The following is a 15012-nucleotide window of genomic DNA, read 5'->3' as shown; positions in this document are numbered from 1 at the left end:
AAGAATAAAACGGTAACGCGACATGACGGATCAGAATACGTCCTTTCCCGCCACGGAAGACATGAGCCTGCTCATCGTGGATGATGACAAGCCGTTTCAGCAACGTCTTGCGCGCGCCATGGAAAAGCGCGGCTTTGAAACCGAAACGGCGGACGGTGTCCAGGATGCGGCGATCAAGATCGCCCAGCATGCCCCGGCCTACGCGATTGTCGATATGCGGCTGGAAGACGGAAACGGTCTGGACGTGATCGAGAAGATCCACCAGAAGCGGCCCGATGCACGGGCTATCGTCCTGACAGGATACGGCAATATCGCCACGGCAGTGACCGCGGTTAAACTCGGTGCGATCGACTATCTGGCGAAGCCCGCGGATCCCGAGGACATCCTTGCTGCTTTGGCCCGCAAGCCGGAAGACAAGGCGCAGCCGCCTGAAAATCCCATGTCGGCCGACCGGGTGCGCTGGGAACACATCCAGCGTGTCTATGAGCTTTGCGACCGCAACGTTTCGGAAACCGCACGGCGGCTCAACATGCACCGGCGCACGCTGCAGCGGATCCTCGCCAAGCGCGCACCGCGCTGAAATCCCGGATTTTTGAGGACAGTGCAGGTCACAAGCGGTGTTGGCCGGTTGCAGGGTTGCCCTTTCCGCGCCACTTTGCCTAAGTAATTCCGTTCGGTGGTTCCCTGGAGCATCCTGTAATCCGGTCATTGCGGATAAGATGGTCCAATAATTTCAGATCGATCGACTTGCCGTCCTTCATGTGAATGAAAGCAGGTCGATCCAGCGCTCCGATGGAGATCGCATATGCGGCACAATGCTGCTCACGCCCGTTTCGCACCCGTGTTGGCATCCGGCCTCCTCGCGGCCTGCAGCTTCATCCTGCCTTTTTCCGGCCAGGTTGCCCACGCGCAGTCCGTTCCCGAAACCGTGCGCATCAATGTGGAGCCGCCGGAACCCGGCATACGATCGATCACCGTCAACAAGAAGTACCGGCCGATCATCAGCCGGGACGGCAACGGCGTCGTCATCGATACGATGGGCAGCGATAACCAGTTGCCGCCCTGCGAGGTGAAGCTGGAAGTCACTCTTGAAAACAGCCGCGTCCTGCACCGTGACGCAGATATCTGCAGTGGCAACACGCTGGTGGTGGATGTTTCCAGCGACGGAAAACCAGGTGCCGCTGCACGTGTGGTCGGCACCAGCTCGGGAACCGCAGCCGGGCCCGTATCCGCAACTTCAACCGAGACGGAAACCCGGCCGCAAACACAGACGTCTTCTTCACGCGAACCGGCCGACGACAGCAACGCCACCATTACCGAGATCAAGCCGCCGGTCGAGCCAGGCGGTCTTGAGCCTCTCGAGCGGGTGGATACGCCGATTTCGACCCCCGATCAGGAATCGACCGACACAGCCCGTTTGTCCGGTGACCTGGAGACGATTGTCCGCGACAGGCTTTCAAATGGCGGAAGCGGGAATGCCCAACCGGTGCTCGTGACACCGAGGGAAGACCGGCAATGGTTCGCCGAACCCGGAAGCCAGCCGGGAGCCCTGACCGTCCTCCAGCATACGGTAGAGCAGACCGACGACCGGGATTTCCGGGCCGAATGCAGCAACCAGTCCGGTTTCGCGCGGCTGACATTCCAGCAGGCGCCAGCCGGGCTTCTGGAAGGAATGCCGCAGGCCGTGCGCATCAGCGCGGGTGACTTCGAAGCCACCTACAATGCTTTCGGTTCTTCGGCGTCCAACGAGGCGGGCCAGTCCCTGCCGGAACTCAATATCGAAATGAGCGATCTTCTCTGGGAAGAGATGATCCGGCAGACCGAACTGTCGATCGGCGTGGAAGGCATGCCCGTCTACACGGTTTCATTGCGCGGAAGCGCCAATCCGGTGCGTCTGTTCGTTGCCACCTGCGCCCTGCCGCAACAGATCGTCTCGGACGACGCCTTCGGCGTTCCGGGCCAGGAGGCGGGTTCCGACGTTTCATGCGCCGAACTTGGCCGCATCCGGTCCGTGGAGGCCGTCCGTCCCGGCCAGATCGTCTTCCGCAATGCCAGCCGCCAGCCGATTGAAGTTCACTGGATCGATTACCGGGGCGGAGAGCGACCCTATGCCCGACTTGAGCCGGGGCAGATCCTCGAGCAGCAGACCTATGTGTCGCATGCCTGGTCCGTTCGCGGGGCAAACGGCGAATGCCGAGGGGTCTATGTGACGAAGACCCCCTATCGGGAAGTTGTCATCAACGGTCCCGCGGACTTCAATCCGGGCGGCAGCAACGTCAACAATCCCTTCGGCGGGCAGGGCGGATTTCCGAATGGTCCGCAGAACAACGGTTTCCCGACAGGACCGGTGCCCCCCGGCGACGTCGGCGGGTTGAACCCACCCGAATTCGGCCAGCAGACCGCGCGGGCGAATGTCGCCGACTATCTGTGCACCGCCGGTATCGATCTGAACGTGGTCTTTTCTCCGGACGGGCAGAGTGCAACCGTCGCGGAGATGGGTTACGGCGCCGTGACCCTGCAGCGGGCAGGCGGCGCCAACACCTTTTACTTCGAATCGCAGGGCCATGTCCTGAAGGGCCAGCTTCACAACGCGACGTGGTCACGTCCGGGCCTCAGGGATGTTTTCTGCGCCCGGCGATGATCCGGGGACACCGCTTTTCGAATTCGCTCAAAGCTTTCCGGCACAGTCAGCTGTTCCGGGAGGCAATACAGTTATAAAATTGATCTTATAACTTTATCAGACCTTTTCCGCTTGTGATCCAGTCCCGATTATCGCATCGCCGGTCCGACGTGTTTTCAGATCTTGCTCAGCGCAGCCGGACTTCGCGAATCTGTTCGGCACCTGCAGATGAAGGCGGTGGAGCCGCTCCGGTACCTCCGATATTTTTACCTACTCCAAAAAGGGTAGGTGACTGTAACTTTTTACAATTTCTGAGCTTTTTTTCCAGCGGGCGTTGAATCTTAAGCCTTTGGTCAATTCTTTGACGGATTTCTCGGTAAAACAAATTCGATAGGAAGAATCCGATCATGTCCTTCTCCCGTTGGCCGATTACCTGGAAGATTAGCCTCCCCATCGCAACGATCCTCGTGTTCACCGTGGCGATCTGTGCTGTAAGCCTGAACAGTCTCTATTCGGCAATGTATGATGAGCGCCTGGCGAAGATCGAAGAGATCGCTGAAGGCGCTGTTTCCATCGCGGCGCATTTTCAGAGCCTTGAGCAATCAGGTGCGATGAGCCGCGAAGACGCGCAGACAGCGGCGAAAGTCGCAATCGGCGCCATCAGGTACGAAGGCGACAACTATGTCTTTGCCTATGACTATCAGGGCATCGCGCTGATCCATCCCAAGCCTTCCATCGTCGGCACCGACATGATGGGTTTCGCGGACAAGACCGGCGTCAAGATCGTCGCCGAGCTGATCAGTGAAGCAAAAGCAGGCGGCGGTTCGCTGACCTACTACTGGCCGCGTGCCAACAGCGAGATTGCCCTGGAAAAAGTGGGCTGGGGCGCAGGCTTTCAGCCCTGGAACTGGATGATCGGCACCGGCGTCTACGTGGACGACCTGGATGCAGCCTATTGGAGTTCCGCCACCACGATTATTGCTCTGGTGATCGTCGGCGCGCTTATCGCCGTCATGATTGCCGTTGTCACCGTCAGGAACACGGTCAGGCCTCTGCGCGCTCTGACAACCAACATGAGTTCCCTGGCAGACGGCAATACGGACATCGTCATCGAAGGGACTGATCGCGGTGACGAGATCGGTCAGATGGCGGCGGCCATGGAAATCTTCGTCCGCAACGAAACCGAGCGGCGCGAACTGGAAGACCGGCAGACCAACGCTCAGGAAGACGCCGCCCGCAGGGGCGAGGAAATCCAGCAGCTCAGCGGCGAGTTCGACCGCCAGATCACCGAAATGATGGGCATCATCGACAGCTCGGTGCAGAACCTGCAGGCCGCCTCAAGCGACATGACCGGCGTTGCCGCCCGGACAACCGAACAGAGCGGCGTCGTCTCCAACGCCTCTTCCCAGGCGTCCCACAACGTGGAAACGGTTGCTGCCGCCGCGGAAGAACTGTCCGCTTCGGTCAACGAGATCCGCAGGCAGGTCCAGGCCTCCAGCGAGATTGCTTCCCGCGCTGCAGGCGAGGCCCAGTCGACCAATCAGCGCATGAACGGACTGTCGGATGCCGCCACCCGGATCGGTGAAGTGGTCACCCTCATCCAGGCGATTGCCGAACAGACCAACCTGCTGGCGCTCAACGCGACCATCGAGGCCGCCCGCGCCGGTGAAGCCGGCAGGGGCTTTGCGGTCGTTGCCTCCGAGGTGAAGGAGCTTGCGACGCAAACTTCGAAGGCGACCGAGGACATCTCCAGCCAGATCACCGCGATCCAGGAAGAGACCGGCCATGCGGCAAGCGCGATCTCGTCGGTAACCGAGATCATCAACAACATGAACGAAATCGCCTCTTCCATCGCCTCCTCTGTCGAGGAGCAGGGGGTCGCAACGCAGGAAATCGCCAGCAACGCGACCGAGGCGTCGCGCAGCACGGTCGAGGTGACGACGAACATCGAATCCGTGTCGAAAGCTGCCGAGAACACCCGCGACACAGCGGAGAAGGTCGATACCTCCGCACAGCAGCTGAAGGAAAACGCTTCCATGCTGCGCAATCAGGTGGCCAACTTCCTGCAGGAAGTCCGCCAGCGCTCCGCCGCGTAAGCGAGACCCGCAACACGACAAGAAACGCCCGCGTCCTACAAAAGGCGCGGGCGTTTTGCATTGGATCGACGCATCACCGACCCGAAGCGTTTTCAGATCTTGCGCAGGGCGACCTTGGAAATTCGGTGGCTGGCGTTCTTCGACAGGATCAGATCGGCTCGCGGCCGGGTCGGCAGGATGTTCTCGCGCAGGTTCACCAGATTGATTTCGGTCCAGATCCTGTGTGCGGTCTCCAGGGCTTCCGCATCCGAAATGCGCGAATACTTGTGGAAGTAGGAACCGGGATCACGGAATGCCGTCTCCCTCAACCGCATGAACCGGTCGACATACCATTTCAGCAGCAAATTCTCGTTTGCATCGATATAGACCGAAAAATCGAAGAAATCCGAGACGAACGGCACCGCACGGCCGTCTTTGGGCAGCTCCCGCGTCTGAAGGACGTTCAGTCCTTCGACGATCAGGATGTCCGGCCTGTCGACGGTCACCGTGTGGCCCGGCATGACATCGTAGTAGAAGTGCGAATAGACGGGAGCCCTGACATGGCGCTTGCCGGCCTTTATGTCGGACAGGAATTTCAGCAGCTGAGGCCGGTCGAAGCTTTCCGGAAAGCCCTTCTTGGACATCAGTCCCTCGGCTTCCAGAATCGCATTCGGATATAGAAATCCATCGGTTGTGATCAGATCCACCTTGGGGCTGGCCGGCCAACGGGCGAGCAACTCGCGCAGAACACGGGAAGTGGTGGATTTTCCCACGGACACGGAGCCTGCGACACCGATGATGAAGGGCGTCTTGCCGTCGCTGGTCTGGAGAAAATTCTGCGTTGCCTGATGGATGGTCACCGTGGCTTCGGCGTAAAAGGCGAGCAGCCGGGACAATGGCAGATAGATCGTCTCGACCTGCTCGATGGACATGGGCGCGTTCAGGCCCTGCAATTGCGAGACTTCATGGCCGGACAGGGTCATCGGCGTGTCGGCACGCAAGCGGGCCCACTGGCGCTCGGTGAACACCCGGTAGGGGGACAGATCCATGTCCAGGGCCGTGGAGACTTTCTGATCCATCTCTATCGCAGTCCCTGCTGCTGCGGCTGACCGCGGGAAACGGCTGTTATTCCTGCGGCCGGGAGGCCTTTTCTTCAAGTCCGGTCTGTCCCGTACGTCTGCCGAGTTCCTTCATAACATCTCCAAGCGGAACATTGGACACGTTCAGAACCACCAGCAGATGATAAAGCACATCGGCGGCTTCCGCCGTCAATTCCTCTCGGTCCTGCCTGACCGCGGCAATCGCCGCTTCAACCGCTTCCTCGCCGAGCTTCTGCGCGCATTTGGCCACGCCCTTGCCGACAAGCTTGCGCGTATAGGACGTCTCGTCGTCGCTCTCCGCACGCGCGGCCACTATGGCGTCCAGATCGTCCAGAGTGAACTTGGTCATTTGGCTAGGGTCTCCAGTCAGGCATCGAGACGCATCGGCACACCATCGGAGTTCATGTGCCTCTTGGCGTCCTGGATGGTGAATTCGCCGAAGTGAAAGATCGAAGCCGCCAGAACCGCGGTGGCGTGACCATCCCGGATGCCTTCAACCATGTGATCCAGTGTCCCGACACCACCGGAAGCGATGACGGGCACCGGCACCGCGTCGGCAATCGCTCGTGTCAGGGCAATATTGTAGCCGGATTTGGTGCCGTCCCTGTCCATGGAGGTGACCAGCAGCTCACCGGCGCCGAGTTCGACGACCTTTCTGGCGAATTCCACCGCGTCGATGCCTGTCGCATTGCGCCCGCCATGGGTAAAGATCTCGAATTTCTCCGGCTCACCGGGGGCATTGACCTGTTTGGCGTCGATCGAGACCACGATGCATTGCGCCCCGAATTTTTCGGCCGCCGCGCGCACGAAGTCGGGATTGTTGACTGCGGCGGTGTTGATGGACACCTTGTCCGCCCCGGCGATGAGAAGCTTGCGGATATCCTCGACGGTGCGCACACCGCCGCCCACCGTCACCGGCATAAAGCAGGCTTCGGCGGTGCGGCGCACCACGTCGTAGATCGTGTCGCGGCCTTCGTGACTGGCGGTGATGTCGAGAAAACAGAGCTCGTCGGCTCCGGCGGCATCATAGGCCTTGGCAGCTTCCACCGGGTCGCCGGCATCAACAAGATCGACAAAGTTGACGCCCTTGACGACGCGGCCGTCCTTCACGTCGAGGCAGGGAATGACACGGGCCTTCAATGTCATGATGCTTTGCTCCGCGCCGCCGCGATCAGCGCCATCGCTTCTTTCGGATCCAGGCGCCCGTCGTAGAGCGCTCTGCCGGAAATCGCGCCTTCGAGAATTCTGCAGTCCGGCTCCAGCAGACGGTGAATGTCGTCTATGGAGGCAAGGCCGCCGGAAGCGATTACCGGGATGGAGACGGACCGGGCAAGCTCTAGCGTGGAGGGGATATTGAGCCCCTTGAGAACGCCGTCCCTGTCGATATCGGTGTAGATGATCGCCGAAACACCGGCGTCCTCGAAGCGTTTGGCAAGGTCCACGGCGGTGAGCTCGGAGGTTTCCGCCCAGCCTTCAACAGCGACACGGCCGCCCCTGGCGTCGATGCCGACGGCGATCTTGCCGGGAAACCTGCGGCAGGCCTCTTTCACCAGATCCGGATCGCGCACAGCCACCGTTCCGAGAATGACACGTGTGATACCCTTTGCGAGCCAGGTCTCGATATGATCCAGGCTCCTGATCCCGCCTCCGAGCTGAACCGGGTTCTTCGTCGCCGACAGAATGGCGTCAACCGCTGCGCCATTGACGCTTTCACCGGCGAAAGCCCCGTTCAGATCGACCACGTGCAACCATTCGAAACCCTGGTCCTCGAAGGCTTTCGCCTGGGCTCCGGGGTTGTCGTTGAAGACGGTCGCCTGGTCCATGTCGCCAAGCTTCAGGCGCACGCACTGGCCATCCTTCAGGTCGATGGCGGGAAAGAGAATCATGTTGTCCTAAATTCCTTCAACGATGACGATTTCGCCATCGGCAACTTTCTGACGGACTTTCACCGCCTCCTGGTATTCCGGCGAGTTATAGCAATCGACGGCGTGCTGAAAGCTGGGAAATTCGATAATGACGTTGCGGGCCCGGCCCGGGCCCTCGACGGCGTCGGTCTTGCCACCGCGCGCCAGAAAGACCGCTCCGAACCTCTGAAAGGCCGGTTTCGCCGTCTCGACGTATAGCGGATAGCCGTCCTGATCGTGCACATCGACCCGCGCAATCCAATAGGCTTTCGTCATGTCTGTCTCCCGAATTGATTTCTACGGCGTCCAGTCCAGAAAATTCGCGATCAGCTCAAGTCCGAGCCGCTGGCTTTTTTCCGGGTGGAACTGGGTTCCGATCATATTGTCCTTCGCCACCATCGCCGTGAAAGTGCCTGCATAGTCGAAGGTCGCCAGCCGGTCTTCCTCACGGGCGCATTCAAGGTGATAGGAATGAACGAAATAGGCATGCAGGCCGTCCGGGCCCGTTTCGATGCCCTTGAACACCGGGTGACCGTCCGGCCGGACGTCGATGGTGTTCCAGCCCATATGCGGGATCTTCAGGGACGGATCGGACGGTTTCATGGCCGTCACGTCGCCCTCGATCCAGCCCAGGCCTTCGACCGTCTCGAATTCAAGACCGCGGCCAGCCATAAGCTGCATGCCGACGCAAATGCCGAAAAACGGCTTGCCCCGGACGCGGACTGTCTCTTCCAACGCTTCCGGCATGCCGTCGACCGCCCACAGGCCGCGCTTGCAGTCCGCGAAAGCACCGACGCCCGGCAGCACCACATAGTCGGCCTTGAGAACCCGCTCCGGGTCGGCGGTCACGATCACATTCGGCGAATGGGCATGAGCGCGGGCCGCGCGCTCGAATGCCTTTTCCGCCGAGCGCAGATTGCCCGAGCCGTAGTCGATAATCGCAATTGTCATTGACGGGTCTCCGGACCGAGCGTCAGGCCGACGACCTGCTCGCTGCCCACCCTGGGGATGATCGCCGAGGGGGTGGGGCGCTGCAGTTCCTGGCCTGCGTCAGGAGAAGCAGGGGTCTGGCCGGCCTTGTGCAGAAAGCGCAATTCGGCTTCCGCCACACCTTTGCCCTCGATAATACCGACCACACGCCAGCCCTTGCGTCCCAAGGACCAGCGGCGCAGTGCCTGCGCTTCCAGTGCGAACAGGATCGAGACAATCATGGCGGCAAGACCGATGGCGCCGCTGTTGAAAGATTGCGCCAGCAGTTCGATGACCAGCGTCACCGCAAGATATCCGAGCAGAACCAGCCACATGCGGTGAAACAGCAGCCAGATGGGTGAAAAGAAAAACGCAAGGAAGGAGAACCCGTCCGGCACAAAGGCAAGCCGGTCGGTCTGGCGGGGATCTCCCGCCAGATTCTCATATTCCGGCGGCGCCATCACGATATAGGTGCTCATTCGCCAATTCCGTCCTAGCTGCCGAGCCGGCCCTTGGTGGTCGGAACCCGATCCGCCTGCCGGGGATCGATTTCAACCGCCTTGCGCAACGTGCGGGCAACGGCCTTGAAGCAGGTTTCCGCGATATGGTGGCAATTGGACCCGTAAAGATTGGCGATATGAAGGGTGATACCGGAATTCATCGCAAAGGCGCGAAAGAACTCCTCGAACAGCTCCGTATCGAATTCACCGATCTTGTCCCGGTCGAAAGTCACGTCCCAGACCAGAAACGGCCGGCCGGACACATCGAGCGCGCAGCGGGTGAGGGCTTCGTCCATGGCAAGGTGCGTGTCGGCATAGCGGTTGATGCCCGCCAGATCGCCCAGCGCCTCACGAATGGCCTGACCCAGCGCGATGCCGGTGTCCTCGACCGTGTGGTGAAAATCAATGTGGGTGTCGCCGTCCGCGCGGACCTTGATGTCAATCAGCGAATGGCGCGAAAGCTGCTCCAGCATATGATCGAAAAACCCGACGCCGGTCTGGACGTCATACGCGCCCGTGCCGTCCAGGTTGATTTCCACCGAAATGCGGGTTTCTTTCGTATCGCGCGATACACTCGCTGTGCGCATAAGCTGTTGTCCTCGTTCAGGGTGACGAACCGGCGGTGTTGTAGCAGCCTGAACCGCCTAATGAAATAGAGACTTCGACGCGAAAGTTCCGGCGGTTGCCTGACCGCCCTGTCCAAACCCGATTGCAGGAGAGATCGACCATGTACACAAAAGCAGTTTCAGAAGGCGGCCTAGCCGTCGTGACCGGCGCTGCAAGCGGCGTTGGACTGGCGGCCGCCATCCGTTTTGCCGAAGCCGGTCTGGGCGTCATTCTTGCCGATCTGCCGGGCGCAACCCTCGAAACGGCGGCCGGGACGGTGCGCGCCGCCGCAAACCCGGATGCCGTGGTGCTGGCCGTTGCGACCGATGTCACCGACACGGCCCAGGTCGAGGCTTTGGCCGCAAAGGCCTTCGCAAGCGGGCCGGTTGCTGTTCTGATGAACAATGCCGGCATCAGCCTGCCGACCACGGCGTGGGGACAGGCCGACAACTGGTCGAAGCTGATAGACGTCAACTTCTTCGGTGTCCTGCGCGGCGTTCAGGCCTTCACGCAGCGCATGGTCGATGCCGGCCGTCCGGCGGTGATCATCAACACCGGTTCCAAACAGGGGATCACCACACCGCCGGGCAATCCGGGCTACAATGTCACGAAAGCGGCGGTCAAGGTGCTCAGCGAGCAGCTCGCGCATGAATTGCGGGAGGCTGGTGCGCCGATTTCGGTGCATCTCTTCGTGCCGGGCTTCACCTTTACAGGCATAACCGAGGGCAATCACAAGGAAAAACCTGCGGCCGCCTGGACCAGCGAGCAGACAGTCGATTATTTCCTCGAGCGCATGGCCGCGGGCGACTTCTACATCCTGTGCCCGGACAATGATGTCGACAGTGCACGGGACCGGCTGCGGGCCAGATGGGCAGTCGGCGACATCATCGAGAACCGGCCACCGCTGTCGCGCTGGCATCCGGACTACAAGGATGCCTATGCCGCTTTCGAAAGAGCGGGCGAAAGCTGATCAGGCTTTCGTATCCGTCGTCCGCTTCTGGCGCGGCTGGGTGCAAAATGCTATGGTCAAACCATCCCCAGCCGCAGAAAGGAACCCGAATCATGCCGAAGAGCCGCTTCGCACCTGAAAACTCGCGCGATCGCCTGGTGTTTGCCTTGGACGTTCCTACGGTCGGGGAGGCGGAAGATCTGGTCAGGCGGACCGACGGCAAGGTCGGCGTCTACAAGATCGGCATGGAGCTGCAGTTCGCGGGCGGGCTGGAATTCGCGCGCGATCTGGCGGCGGAAGGCAGAAAAATCTTCCTTGATGTCAAACTCCACGACATCGACATCACCATCACCAAGGCGGTGCGCAATGTCGCCAGGATGGGGATGACCTTCGTGACCCTGCATGGCTATCCCAAAACCATGCGGGCGGCAGTCAAGGGTCTGGTGGAAGACGGCAATCAGGATCTGTGTCTGCTGGGCGTGACTGTCCTGACCTCCATGGACGAGGCGGACCTGCATGCGGCCGGATATCGCGGCCCGCTCTCCGACGTGGTGGAAGCCCGCGCCAGAGACGCGAAAGCCGCCGGCATGGGCGGGATCGTCTGTGCCGCGACGGAATCCCGGAAATTGCGGACGATCCTCGGCGACGAACTGGTCATCGTGACCCCCGGCATCCGCCCGGCGGGCAGCGCGGCCGGCGACCAGCGCCGTATCATGACCCCGGCCGAGGCCATGCGGGCCGGAAGCGACTATCTGGTCGTCGGCAGGCCGATCAGCCAGGCCACGGACCCGGCTGCGGCTGCTGAAGCCGTCATTGCGGAGATCGACGGAGCGCTGGACGCTGTTCCCGCCTAGAGGATGTCCTCTCAGGCCTTAGAGCACGCCGTCGACCGTGAAACCGCATTGTTCGGCTACCTTGCGGTAGGATGCGGTAAAGCCGTTCAGCGAGGCTGTGTAGAAAAGGCCAGCCGGCGCCACGATGTCGATCTGTCCGTTGCGCTGCATCGCCTGCAGAACGCGCTGATTGTCCTCATAGGGGAAATTTGTCTCCGCGAATGCAAATCCGTCTTCGTCGAAACCGGCAAAGACAGTCGCCTGCGCGCTGTCGCCGTCATCGAAGACGAAATTCACCTTCTGATCGTTCTGCAAAACGGTTGCCTGACCGCGGAAGGCACGTTCGGAGAGCTGGACACCCGGGAAAAAGTCTGGCGGAAGCGCGTCGCCGTTCGAGATGGAAAAACCGACCGTCGGATCGCCATCACCGCCCGTCCACATCCGGCATGTGGTTCGCAGATCTTCTCCCGTATCCACCGTTTCAACCAGGACAGTCCAGTCCTTGTAGGTGAAATACTCTTCGCTGGCCTGGGCGACAGAGGCCGTGCAGCAGGCAAGGCTCACGAGAGCAAGAAATCTGAAATTCATGGAATATCCTTAAGTGACCTGACGTTGAAGATCGTTCTTTCAACATGGATATTCTTAAGATTTAAAGCACTCTGCCCGGAAGATTTTATCTTCATCGCTTCGGGACGGATCAAGCTGCCGATGACCGCACCGTGTCCGAATCGACCCGTTCAAGCCGCCTTGTCGTCATCGCAAGCGGCGGAGCGCAGCACCATGCCGTAGAGATCGCGGGGGTCGTCCGGGTCGGCAAGGAGATCCAGCTTTTCGAAGTGACCGGTTTTCGGCAGGAGATCGCGCACATAGCGCAGGGCGGCGAAGTCCTCAATGGCGAAGCCGACGCTGTCGAAGAGGGTGATCTGGTCGTCGGACGTACGTCCCGGAGCCTTGCCTGAGTAGACCTGCCAGAGTTCGGTGACCGGGTGGTCCCGGTCGAGCTGCTGGAATTCGCCCTCGATATGGGTCTGGTCCGGAAACTCGACGAAGATGTCGGAGCGCAGAAGGATGTCCCTGTGCAGCTCGGTCTTGCCCGGACAGTCGCCACCGACCGCGTTGATATGAACACCCGCCCCGACCATGTTGTCCGTCAGGATGGTCGCGTTCTTCTTGTCGGCCGTCACCGTCGTGATGATCTGCGCCCCTTCGATGGCATCTTCCGCCGTCTTGCAGATCGTCACGTTCAAGCCGGAGTCCAGCAGGTTGCGCGCAAGGCGCAGGCTGGCCGCCTTTTCGATGTCGAAGGCGCGGATTTCGGTAATGCCAAGCAGTTCCTTGAAAGCCAGACACTGGAAATCGGACTGGGCGCCGTTGCCGATCACGGCCATGGTGGTTGCACGCTGGGGGGCCAGATATTTCGCGGCCAGTGCCGAGTTCGCCGCCGTGCGCAGGGCTGTCAGGATGGTCATTTCACTGAAAAGAACCGGATAACCGGTCCTCAGGTTGGCGAGAACGCCGAAACCCGTCACCGTCTGCAGGCCGTCGCTCGTGTTGCCCGGATGGCCGTTGACATATTTGAAGCCGAAGGTCTCGCCGTCGCTGGTCGGCATCAGCTCGATCACACCCTGGGGCGCATGCGCAGGGATGCGCGGTTTCTTGTCGAAGCTTTCCCAGCGCAGGAAATCCTGCTCGATGTATTCCGCAAGACCGCGCAGGAAGGTCTCGACACCGACGGCGCGTACATTGCGCATCATGTTGTCGACGCTGACGAAAGGCACGTAAGCGAGATCGGACGGTTTGAGGTCGGCGGTTCCGCGTTGCATGGTTTGATCCTTTAAAAACTTCTTGTCGGCCGGTCGAAGACGCGGCGCCCGAAAAGGCTGCCCGCAAGCTCGACCATCAGGCGCGCGGTTCTTCCGCGTTCATCCAGAAAAGGGTTGAGTTCGACGAGATCGAGAGAGGTCACCAGGCCGCTGTCATGCAGCATTTCCATGACCAGGTGGGCTTCCCGGAAGGACGCCCCACCCGGAACGGTGGTGCCCACGGCCGGGGCGATTTCCGGGTCGAGGAAATCAACATCCAGGGAAACATGCAGCAAGCCGTTGGCGGCCTTCACCCGCTCCAGGAACGGCTTCAGCAGCGGTCCAATCCCCTGCTCGTCGATCCGGCGCATGTCGCTGACACCGACGCCGAGACTGTGCAGCATGTCGCGCTCTTGCGCGTCGATGGAACGGACCCCTAGAATCTCGACGTTTTCCGGCTTCAGGGTGTGCTGAAGCGGCGATCCGAGCAAATCGTCAAAACCGGGCAGCCCGCACAGGAAGGCGAGCGGCGTGCCGTGCAGATTGCCACTGGCGGTGCTCTCCAGAGTGTGAAAATCCGAGTGGGCATCGAGCCAGAGAACGAAGAGCGGACGGTTCTGCGCCGCCGCGGCCTTTGCCTGACCAGAGACCGAACCCGCGGCCATGGCGTGATCGCCGCCCATATAGATCGGAAAGACAGATGCTGCGCCAAGATCGGCAGCCTTGTCATGAAGCGCCCGTGTCCAGCCGACATAGGCCTGATAGTTCTTCAGAACCGGATTGGGAGCGCTAAGGGGACCGACTTCGGCAGGCGCCAGGTTGCCGTGATCGACGACTGTGTGGCCCAGCGCCTCAAGCATGCCGGCAAGGCCCGCGGTGCGATAGGCGTCCGGACCCATGAGACAGCCTCGCTGTCCCGCGCCCTCGTCCACGGGTGCACCGACCAGCACGATGTCTTTCCTGGCAACGTTCACCTTGTTCCTCCGCCCGTCTCCGAATGTTTCAATTCTGCGGAAACATGGCGGCGGAGTAAATCCGGTCACTTGATCAATTGCGCAGTTATAATTATCATTCTGATATGTTTGATTGATCAAAGTGATAAGATGGACGATCTGGACCTGCGGTTGATAGCCTTGCTTCGTCATGATGGCCGACGATCAGTGTCCGATTTGGCAAGCGACCTGAAAGTTACACGCGCCACGGTTCGTGCGCGGATGGAGAAGCTGGTGGAGACCGGCGAAATCCTCGGCTTCACGGCGGTCCTGCGCGATGACTGGCGGGACCTGCCGATCCGTGCCGTCACCCTCGTCGTTGTGGAGGGGAGAAACACCGATCCCGCGATCCGCGCCCTGAGCGCGATGGCTGAGGTCAGGGCCATTCATTCCACCAATGGCAAATGGGACCTTGTCCTCGATGTCGCGACGCGGGACCTTTCCGCTTTCGACGATGCGCTGAACAGGATCCGGCTGATCGACGGCATCGCGGCAACGGAAACCAACCTGCTTCTGACCACGCGCAAGGGACCTGCGGTTTCGCCAAGCGAATTCAAACGCGAGACGGGGTAAGTCCGCGGCCTGTCCCGGATTCTCGCAAATCGGGTCGCGCCTGCCTCCGGCGGCGGCTAGGATCGGCCCGGAATTGAGGAAGTGAGGCA

The 15012-nt window shown here is 60.7% G+C and carries 18 protein-coding genes; 6 read left to right on the top strand and 12 right to left on the bottom strand.

Annotation, left to right across the window (positions count from 1 at the left end; all coding sequences use genetic code 11):
• Positions 1–22: 22 nt before the first annotated feature.
• Positions 23–580, top strand: coding sequence for an ActR/PrrA/RegA family redox response regulator transcription factor (locus Q1B40_RS21630; RefSeq protein ID WP_068408552.1), 558 nt, complete (start codon positions 23–25; stop codon positions 578–580).
• A 225-nt stretch (positions 581–805) separates the two neighbouring features.
• On the top strand, positions 806–2641 hold the full coding sequence (locus Q1B40_RS21625; RefSeq protein ID WP_299819442.1) for a hypothetical protein: 1836 nt from the start codon (positions 806–808) through the stop codon (positions 2639–2641).
• A gap of 166 nt (positions 2642–2807) precedes the next feature.
• On the opposite strand, the gene Q1B40_RS21620 is transcribed toward Q1B40_RS21625, so the two are convergent.
• On the bottom strand, positions 2808–3029 hold the full coding sequence (locus tag Q1B40_RS21620) for a hypothetical protein (RefSeq protein WP_299819439.1): 222 nt from the start codon (positions 3027–3029) through the stop codon (positions 2808–2810).
• On the opposite strand from Q1B40_RS21620, the gene Q1B40_RS21615 reads away from it, so the two are divergent.
• On the top strand, positions 3028–4716 hold the full coding sequence (locus Q1B40_RS21615; RefSeq protein ID WP_299819436.1) for a methyl-accepting chemotaxis protein: 1689 nt from the start codon (positions 3028–3030) through the stop codon (positions 4714–4716). The two genes, Q1B40_RS21620 and Q1B40_RS21615, sit on opposite strands and share 2 nt — an antisense overlap.
• A gap of 92 nt (positions 4717–4808) precedes the next feature.
• Here Q1B40_RS21615 and coaA read toward each other — a convergent pair whose 3' ends face one another.
• Genes coaA through hisB form a run of 8 tightly spaced genes read right to left on the bottom strand, consistent with a single transcriptional unit; the run spans position 4809 to position 9755 of the window.
• The gene (gene coaA / locus Q1B40_RS21610) at positions 4809–5774 is read right to left on the bottom strand and encodes a type I pantothenate kinase (RefSeq protein ID WP_299819433.1); all 966 of its coding nucleotides are present in this window, start codon (positions 5772–5774) and stop codon (positions 4809–4811) included.
• Positions 5775–5820: 46 nt separating this feature from the next.
• Positions 5821–6144 (bottom strand): phosphoribosyl-ATP diphosphatase, encoded by a 324-nt coding sequence (locus Q1B40_RS21605; RefSeq protein ID WP_299819429.1) that lies wholly within the window; start codon positions 6142–6144, stop codon positions 5821–5823.
• Positions 6145–6161: 17 nt separating this feature from the next.
• Positions 6162–6941: an imidazole glycerol phosphate synthase subunit HisF gene (hisF, locus tag Q1B40_RS21600; RefSeq protein ID WP_299819426.1), complete on the bottom strand. Its 780-nt coding sequence runs from the start codon at positions 6939–6941 to the stop codon at positions 6162–6164.
• The gene (gene hisA, locus Q1B40_RS21595) at positions 6938–7681 is read right to left on the bottom strand and encodes a 1-(5-phosphoribosyl)-5-[(5-phosphoribosylamino)methylideneamino]imidazole-4-carboxamide isomerase (RefSeq protein WP_299819422.1); all 744 of its coding nucleotides are present in this window, start codon (positions 7679–7681) and stop codon (positions 6938–6940) included. The genes hisF and hisA overlap by 4 nt, the downstream gene beginning before the upstream one ends.
• A 6-nt stretch (positions 7682–7687) precedes the next feature.
• Positions 7688–7975 (bottom strand): DUF1330 domain-containing protein, encoded by a 288-nt coding sequence (locus Q1B40_RS21590; protein ID WP_299819419.1) that lies wholly within the window; start codon positions 7973–7975, stop codon positions 7688–7690.
• Between the two features lie 21 nt (positions 7976–7996).
• A complete protein-coding gene (gene hisH, locus Q1B40_RS21585; RefSeq protein WP_299819416.1) occupies positions 7997–8650 on the bottom strand; it encodes an imidazole glycerol phosphate synthase subunit HisH in 654 nt (217 codons plus the stop codon).
• On the bottom strand, positions 8647–9147 hold the full coding sequence (locus Q1B40_RS21580) for a DUF2628 domain-containing protein (RefSeq protein WP_299819413.1): 501 nt from the start codon (positions 9145–9147) through the stop codon (positions 8647–8649). The genes hisH and Q1B40_RS21580 overlap by 4 nt, the downstream gene beginning before the upstream one ends.
• A 14-nt stretch (positions 9148–9161) precedes the next feature.
• On the bottom strand, positions 9162–9755 hold the full coding sequence (gene hisB, locus Q1B40_RS21575) for an imidazoleglycerol-phosphate dehydratase HisB (RefSeq protein ID WP_068408532.1): 594 nt from the start codon (positions 9753–9755) through the stop codon (positions 9162–9164).
• A 140-nt stretch (positions 9756–9895) separates the two neighbouring features.
• On the opposite strand from hisB, the gene Q1B40_RS21570 reads away from it, so the two are divergent.
• Positions 9896–10744, top strand: coding sequence for an SDR family NAD(P)-dependent oxidoreductase (locus Q1B40_RS21570; protein ID WP_299819405.1), 849 nt, complete (start codon positions 9896–9898; stop codon positions 10742–10744).
• A gap of 92 nt (positions 10745–10836) precedes the next feature.
• Positions 10837–11577: an orotidine-5'-phosphate decarboxylase gene (pyrF, locus tag Q1B40_RS21565; protein ID WP_299819402.1), complete on the top strand. Its 741-nt coding sequence runs from the start codon at positions 10837–10839 to the stop codon at positions 11575–11577.
• Between the two features lie 18 nt (positions 11578–11595).
• Here the strand turns inward: pyrF and Q1B40_RS21560 are convergent, their stop codons facing one another.
• The 3 genes from Q1B40_RS21560 to rocF form a co-directional block, all read right to left on the bottom strand.
• Positions 11596–12144, bottom strand: a complete 549-nt coding sequence (locus tag Q1B40_RS21560; protein ID WP_299819399.1) for a hypothetical protein — start codon at positions 12142–12144, stop codon at positions 11596–11598.
• 149 nt (positions 12145–12293) lie between these two features.
• Complete coding sequence (locus Q1B40_RS21555; RefSeq protein WP_299819396.1) at positions 12294–13379, bottom strand: ornithine cyclodeaminase; 1086 nt, start codon at positions 13377–13379, stop codon at positions 12294–12296.
• A gap of 11 nt (positions 13380–13390) precedes the next feature.
• Positions 13391–14332, bottom strand: a complete 942-nt coding sequence (rocF, locus tag Q1B40_RS21550; protein WP_299819393.1) for an arginase — start codon at positions 14330–14332, stop codon at positions 13391–13393.
• Between the two features lie 129 nt (positions 14333–14461).
• Here rocF and Q1B40_RS21545 point away from each other — a divergent pair, with 129 nt between their 5' ends.
• The gene (locus Q1B40_RS21545; RefSeq protein WP_299819390.1) at positions 14462–14923 is read left to right on the top strand and encodes an Lrp/AsnC family transcriptional regulator; all 462 of its coding nucleotides are present in this window, start codon (positions 14462–14464) and stop codon (positions 14921–14923) included.
• Positions 14924–15012 lie beyond the last annotated feature (89 nt).

Source organism: uncultured Roseibium sp., from assembly GCF_947496995.1.
Classification (GTDB): Bacteria; Pseudomonadota; Alphaproteobacteria; order Rhizobiales; family Stappiaceae; genus Roseibium.
The sequence above is the reverse complement of the archived record's forward strand: the minus strand, read 5'-3'. Positions and strand labels throughout refer to the sequence as shown.